Source organism: Pontimicrobium sp. MEBiC01747, from assembly GCF_053601635.1.
The window spans coordinates 1-7350 of sequence record NZ_JBSHNS010000076.1; the positions used below are offsets into that span (position 1 = coordinate 1).

The following is a 7350-nucleotide window of genomic DNA, read 5'->3' on the forward strand; positions in this document are numbered from 1 at the left end:
ATTTGAGAGAGATATTAAAAGGTCTCTGAGAGAAGGTAATTCTGCCGACAAACTTATGAGTCTTTATCCTGAAATATTTTCGGGAGATAAATACATCGTAATAAAAGAAATCTCAACAGGATTAAATAGTAATATTGACACCAAGGTATATAATGAGCTTGTGCAATCTGGCTTTGACCCAAGAGACTTTATTTTATATAAACTATTTAAATCTGGACAAAGTCAAGAGTGTATTTACGAATATTTCACTTCTTTGTATTATATAAACAAAGGATATATTGTCGAAAATCAAACTCCTTGGTTTCAACAAAATTACTTTTATAAAGGCAAAAGGTTAAATGGAGGAATTCCAGATTTTTCAGCTTTTAAAACTGATATAATAAATCCTTTGAGAGAGTTTAATATTCTATCACCGAAAGAAGGTATCCTAATTAACAAAATTCCAGTAATTAAAAATTTTAAGACAATCAAAAAGGAATCTGCTTTTGTTAAAAGTGACAACTATGATTTAATCATAGGAGAAGTTAAATCTGATAAATCGTCTCTCGATCAAGCTATTAGACAAATGAATAAATATTCAAATGTTGAATTAGCTAACAAAATATACTCTATCATTCCAAATTGTGAAAATAATGGAAGTGAAAATTTCGGCGAATTTTATTTTGATAAAAATGTTCTCAAAAGTAAAGAAAGTAAAAAATCTTTGACTGTGAACCTTGACAGTCAACAAATAGACAAAGATTGGATTAATGTAAATATAAAATTGAATTTATTGGGTAATGTTGATTTCAATACTTTAATACAAACTCTAATTAATAAGTATAGCTTACCTAAGGATAAAATTCAATCATTTCATTTGATTGATTTCACAATGAATACTTCGGTATTAGAAATAATTAAATTAATATAATGGCTTACACAAGTGATACTAGAATAAAGAATATTTTAAAAGATATTCATTTAGAAGTTCTTAATGAGTTAAGTAAAATTGGACTTGGAAACAAACTAACTTTAAGAGTATTTGATGAATCTTCCGAAGATGGCAGATTGTTTGAAAATGGAGGTTTAACTTTCAAAGACCCAAATACAAAAGCCATTTTAGGATCAAATGATGCTGGTTGGCTGTATGATGGGAAACCTCTAGTAATTGTAGAAGGAACTTTTGGAACTGAAAGAGGGCAATTTGGAGATGGTCAATTAAATAGATTTAGTCATTCAACAGGTGTTGCTCTTAATGGATTTATTGGTGTTACATTCGTTCCAATGCATGGTGAATCTTATTCGAAATCAGGTACAAAACAAACCAATGTCAACAGTAATATTAAAATAAAACCAGCAAAAATACATAAGGGTTTTTTAACTGGAGCAATTGCAATATCAGAAAAAGAAAAAGGTTGGTTTTTAGTTATTGATGCTTATTCACCTCAAGTCTTATGCAAATTAATTATCGAATCTGTAAAGGACAAGGAAGGTTTAAAAAATGAACTTCAAAAAAATATTGATGATATAATTTCTGTGATGAAAACTAAACTTGGAAGTAGTATATATGGAGCTAGAAGTATTCAATTAATTACAAGTTTATATAACAGCAAAGGAAATAAAATAAGTAGTCGATCAAGAATGTATACTCAAAACTATGTTGCTTTAACTACTTCTACAAAAAGAGATGGACATGGCATGTTAGGAAAAAACTTGGTTGAAATCTATTCAGGTCCAAAAAATTCAGATTATTATGCGATTTTTATAAGACTTAAAAAAAATGAAATAAAGCTACTGTCTCAAAGAAATTCAAAAGAGTTTCAATATATTTTTAACCATCCAAAAGTAAACGTAAAGTGTTTTGATGATTTAAAATTCAACGATCCGAAACTTAAAAAAGCATTAGAAGACATTGCTTCAGTTAACATTTTTCAAAATCGACAAAACGACATAATAAAGGCAATTCAAACAGCTTTTAATAATGGAGAAATACAAATCAATTAATTAAGTCCATGTATTCAGATTTTATAAGATAATTTGGTAACAGTTTATTAATTAAAACATCATACTGATAATGACTTCCGTTCATTTTTAGAGATGATAATTCTTCCTTAATTTCAACTAACTTATCTTCTTCAATTATTTCTGGTACCTTAAATTGGTTTTCTTTTTTATTTATAAATGAAAAAGCAAGAAAAGTTTGAGTGTTTTTTTTAGTTGCATGTTGGGAAGATGTTTTATTTCCTGAAACCAATCTAGTAGGTAACTCTTCAATAATTGGTGTGAAATTCGAATTCAATAATATTAATTGCAATCTCTTCCAATAATCAATCTTTGGATGGTGAAAAATAATCGTAAGAACCTTATCCTTTTTTAACACTCGACTTGCCTCGTCAAGAAATTTCTCAAATAATTCAAAATAATGATTTTCAGTTTTGCCTACTTCTTTAGAAATAATCATTTCGTTTGTATTATCACTTAAATCACTTAACCATGATTCCCAAACTAAATTTAATTCTGAATAACTAAGAATGTCTCCATATGGTGGGTCAGTATATATAAAATCCACACTACTAGTCCCTATATTTTTTAGATTACTAGCCGATTGACCTAATATACTAACTGTTCCAAGTTGGCGTTTTGCATATAATTCAATATTACTCTTTCTAATACTATTTACTTTTGCAGAAAAACTTTTTAAAACATTATTATCCTTAATAACTGGAGGGATGTAAAATGTTCCCATTTTAATTGAAGTATTTTCATATTTACGATACCTACTCATCAATGAGCAATTGTATAATATTGAAGTAAAAGCAAACTCAAAAAGAGTTTTAATTTGTTTATTTTCAATTAAATCAATTCTGCTTTTTAAATGTGACAGAACGGTTAAATTTCTATTCGAATATAAATCCTTTACCTTCTTTATTCCTTTTTTATAATTTCTTACTGGTTCTTTCCCAAAGAAATTATCATTTGGTAATACATTTTCAACAAAGTTTTTTGTATTATATTTAATCAGGTCTTCCTTATCTGGTTTCTTATAAAGTTTTGTTGAAGAGCATTCACATTTATATGCTAACTGTATTAACTCAAAACCATTGAAAACTATATTTTTTCCTCTCGGAGTTTTAATTGGTTCGTTTTGCTTGATTTTCCTAAAAAGAGATTCCCCTTGCTTTAATGTAATTCCAAATTCATCAGAATAAACTTCCTCAATTATTGAAAATAAAATTTTACCACTATTTTCACAGATTGGACATTGAGTAACATAATATTCTTCTATATCTTCTGTGACTTTTTTTAAAACATTATTAAATATCGTTTCATCAATATCATAAACACAGGTATAACCTTTAGATATATGCTGACAAATTTTGCTTATATCACTTAGAATAACATTTCTATTTAATCTCATTCCAGAAACACCAGTCATACCTGTACCACAAAAAGGGTCTAATACTAAATCTCCTTCTTTTGAATACTTCAAAATAAAATAATCAATTGCCTCAAGTGGTTGTTTAGTCCAGTATTGATGCTGATTAAAAACTTTTCCAGATTTTGTATAATTAATATCCATTTATTTTTGCAAGAGCATTATCCTTTCAAACTTTACTTTTTTTGTGGTTTTCTGCACAGATTTATTAACAGGAATCGGATCTTCAACTGCTCCATAGTAAGTAAAACCTACTTCTTTAAATAGTACTGACAACTCTTCTGAAGTATTGATAACAAGTTTTCCTTTAAAATGATCTCCAACAACAAAAACACAGTAACCTCCAGGTTTTAGAACTCTATACAATTCAACAATAACCTTTCGCATTTCATCTAAATAGTCCTTGTACCTTTGAATTGTTTGATCCCTTAATGCCTTTTTATCATTTTCCTTATAAACACCACAAATTGCCAATCTTAATCTATGACTACCAACATAATCCAAAGTATTATAGTATGGTGGAGATGATATAATATGATCAACCGATTCATTTTCAATAGATAGCTTTCTAGAATCTTCTTTTAAGATTTTAATAGAACCTGAGCTTTCAATTTTATCTTTATAATTCCTTTTAATTTTTGCTATTAATCTTGTTTTTACATCTCTATATTCACCAGGATCATCAGGTCTAGGTTTATATGGTAATGTCCAAGCACATGGCTTAGATAAATGCCCTGGTCTATGTCCTTGACTAATTCCAACTAAACAACCGTAAATAAATTTCTGTTCATCTGCTTTAAGAATATTCAAAGTATATAGTATTTCCTTTAGCGTATTTTTATTGTAATACTCTTTTACCCAATCTGGAATTTTTCTTATAGAAACTCCTTTAGAAATTATATCTAAATTTTCAACATAATCTATTAAATCTTGAAGAATTAAATTATGTTGTGTTTTAGCTTCCGAAACAGTAATAGCATAAGGATTTAAATCAACTCCAATAGTATTTCTACCGCACAAACTTCCTTCCAAAGGTATTGTGCCTATTCCACAAAAAGGGTCCAAAATTGTATCACCAGGTTTTGTAACATATTTTATTAAAAAATGAGCAAAAGGTGGTTTTATACGTCCTACATACGGTGCAATTTTATGCAATGAGTGTCCCCAACTTTGTTTCCCATAAAGTCCATCTTTCCATTCTAATTTTGAAAAATTTTTAATTATTTCCTCTGGAGAATTATCAACCTTATTGTCCGTTTTTATATTATCTAAAATCATTTTCTAATAAAATTCTTAATTTAATCGCTAACTATAGTATACAAATCTACTAAGTTATTTTAAAATTCACAAACACAATCCCATACACATTTGCAATTCGCTCAATACCACTACTAAAGCCAAAAATTGCAAAAGAGTATTACTAAATAACATTCAAATAAAACTTATCGAAATATAGAACTGAAAGCTGAATTGAAAAAAAGCCAGTGGCTAACAACGTATATAAAAAATAGCTATTTAAAGTCTGAAGCAAAGATATATTTTATAAATTTAACATCAAGCATAAACGGAAAAGTTAGTGGGTAAAAACCCGCTACTTTTCATATACAAGACCGTTGTAGCTAATGCGGAAAAACAGAACTCAAAATTGAATGATAGAATAAATTAATAATTATCTTTGAAAAAACTTAAAACTGAATGAATAGAAGCAAATATTTTGAATACATAGATGAAAAAATTCATACACTTGCTCATCGCATTCAAACAAAGGGTAAATTAAATATTCTTAATCTTCACTTACATTCAGAAAATTTCTATCTACACTTTTTCAATTTATTATATGGCTATGAACTGATTAATCTAAATAGTAGCGCTCAAAATGTTGAGGCTATTGATTTAATAGACCATAAAAACAAAATAATTTTTCAAGTATCAGCTACTTGTACTAAACAAAAGATTGAATCTACTTTATCGAAAGATATTTTCAAAAAATATAATGACTATAGTTTTAAGTTTATTTCAATTTCAATAGACGCAACAGATTTAAGAACTAAAACATTCTCAAATCCTCATTCAGTGAGTTTTGACCCTAAGAATGATATCTTCGATATAAAGACGATTTTAAATTATATTCTCACAGAGAACATAAAAACTCAAAGAGAACTTTATGAATTTATAAAAGATGAATTAGGCGGAGAAATTGATATTGTAAAATTAGATAGCAATTTAGCAACAATAATAAATATTTTATCTCTTGAAAAATGGGATGATACTCATTTAGACAACAATTCAAATAGTTTTGAAATTGAAAGAAAAATTCAATTTAATGAACTTGATGATGCTAGAGAAGTGATTGAAGAATTTTGCATCTATTATAAAAAAGTAGATGAAAAATACGCAGAATTTGATTTATTAGGTGCAAATAAAAGTAACTCAGTTCTAAATTCGATAAAAAAGGAATACCGAAAATTAAAAAAAACAGAAAATAAAGATGATATCTTTTTTAATACTATAGAAAACATTAAAAACAAAGTTTTAATTAGCAATAATCTAAACAATATCCCTATTGACGAAATTGAATTGTGTATTGATATTTTAGTTGTTGATGCGTTTATCAGATGTAAAATTTTTGAGAACCCTAAAGATTACAAATATGTTACTACCTGATAATGTTCATCCAGAAAATAGCATCTATTTTAATGCTTCTCTTGTTTTAAAAACTTTACAAGAGTTCAATAAATTAGATATGATTGATTTATATCAAAAAGTAATTGAAAATAAAAAAATGTCATTTCCAGTTTATATTTTATGCCTAGATTGGCTTTATATAATTAATGTAGCTGAATTAAATAAAGGAGAAGTAAAATTATGTTCTTAAAATCACTTCAAATAATAAATATTAAGAATTCCTCAGTAATTCGTGAAATTGCATTTCGTAATGGAATTAACTTAATCGTAGATGAGAGTGAAGAAAGCATTACAGGGAATAACATTGGTAAAACAACTGTTTTAAAACTAATTGACTTCTGCTTTGGAGCTAACAAAAATAATGTTTGGCAAGACCCAGAAAACCCAAAAGAAGTATATACTCTAGTAAAAAACTTTCTAATCGACAACGAAGTTTTAGTAGTGCTTACTTTATCCGAATCTTTAAATTCAACAGAAGAAAATGACGTAGTAATAGAACGCAATTTCCTCAGTTCAAGAAAAACAGTTATCAGAAGAATAAATGGTCAAGCATATACTGATGAGGAATTTGAAGATGTACTAAAAGAATTATTTTTTCCAAATCTAGTAGCAGAAAAACCAAGTTTTCGCCAAATCATTTCACATAACATTCGTTATAAGGACTTAAGTATTAATAATACCTTAAAAACACTTGATAAATTTACTTCTGATGCTGAATACGAAACGTTATATCTATACCTTTTAGGTTGTGAGTTTAATGATGGAAATCAAAAGCAGGAGATAATTCAAAATATTAGACAAGAAGATAATTTCAGAAAACGTTTAGAAAAATTTCAAACAAAATCGGCGTATGAAACAACACTTTCTCTGATTGAAAATGATATTAAGGAATTAAATATCAAAAAGTCTAAATTAAACTTAAATGAAAATTTTGATTCTGATTTGAACAAGCTAAATCAAATTAAATATGAAATCAACAAATTAAGTTCCGAAATAAGTAAAATAAATATTAGAAAAGAATTAATAATTGAAGCAAAAAATGATTTAGAAGCAAATAAATCGGAAATTGACCTTCCACAACTTGAACAAATATATAATCAAGCAACAGACATATTAGGAGAATTGCAAAAATCATTTGAAAATATGGTGAATTACCATAATCAAATGATAACAGAAAAAGCAAAGTTTATCGATAATGAATTACCTAATTTGGAACAAAAACTTGAGCAAAAAAATAAACAACTTAATAC

At 27.3% G+C, this 7350-nt stretch carries 6 protein-coding genes and 1 pseudogene; 5 read left to right on the forward strand and 2 right to left on the reverse strand.

All coding sequences use genetic code 11. The features are described from left to right. Both ACVC2P_RS01240 and ACVC2P_RS01245 read left to right on the forward strand, forming a co-directional pair. Window positions 1-910, forward strand: a 910-nt coding sequence (locus tag ACVC2P_RS01240; protein ID WP_452596666.1) for a hypothetical protein, incomplete at its 5' end; no start/stop codon positions are given. Then, a complete protein-coding gene (locus ACVC2P_RS01245) occupies window positions 910-1983 on the forward strand; it encodes a hypothetical protein (RefSeq protein ID WP_452596667.1) in 1074 nt (357 codons plus the stop codon). The genes ACVC2P_RS01240 and ACVC2P_RS01245, both read left to right, overlap by 1 nt. Here ACVC2P_RS01245 and ACVC2P_RS01250 read toward each other — a convergent pair. After that, entirely contained in the window at window positions 1976-3559 is a 1584-nt protein-coding gene (locus tag ACVC2P_RS01250; RefSeq protein WP_452596668.1) for a DNA methyltransferase, read from the reverse strand. The two genes, ACVC2P_RS01245 and ACVC2P_RS01250, sit on opposite strands and share 8 nt — an antisense overlap. Then, window positions 3560-4693, reverse strand: a complete 1134-nt coding sequence (locus ACVC2P_RS01255; RefSeq protein ID WP_452596669.1) for a TRM11 family SAM-dependent methyltransferase — start codon at window positions 4691-4693, stop codon at window positions 3560-3562. Between the two features lie 417 nt (window positions 4694-5110). On the opposite strand from ACVC2P_RS01255, the gene ACVC2P_RS01260 reads away from it, so the two are divergent. The 3 genes and pseudogenes from ACVC2P_RS01260 to ACVC2P_RS01270 all read left to right on the forward strand — a co-directional run. Further along, window positions 5111-6079: an ABC-three component system protein gene (locus ACVC2P_RS01260; RefSeq protein WP_452596670.1), complete on the forward strand. Its 969-nt coding sequence runs from the start codon at window positions 5111-5113 to the stop codon at window positions 6077-6079. Beyond that, complete coding sequence (locus ACVC2P_RS01265) at window positions 6066-6290, forward strand: ABC-three component system middle component 6 (protein WP_452596671.1); 225 nt, start codon at window positions 6066-6068, stop codon at window positions 6288-6290. Before ACVC2P_RS01260 ends, ACVC2P_RS01265 begins: the two co-directional genes overlap by 14 nt. Continuing rightward, window positions 6281-7350, forward strand: a pseudogene (locus ACVC2P_RS01270) (DUF2326 domain-containing protein); the annotation flags it as partial. The gene ACVC2P_RS01265 and the pseudogene ACVC2P_RS01270, both read left to right, overlap by 10 nt.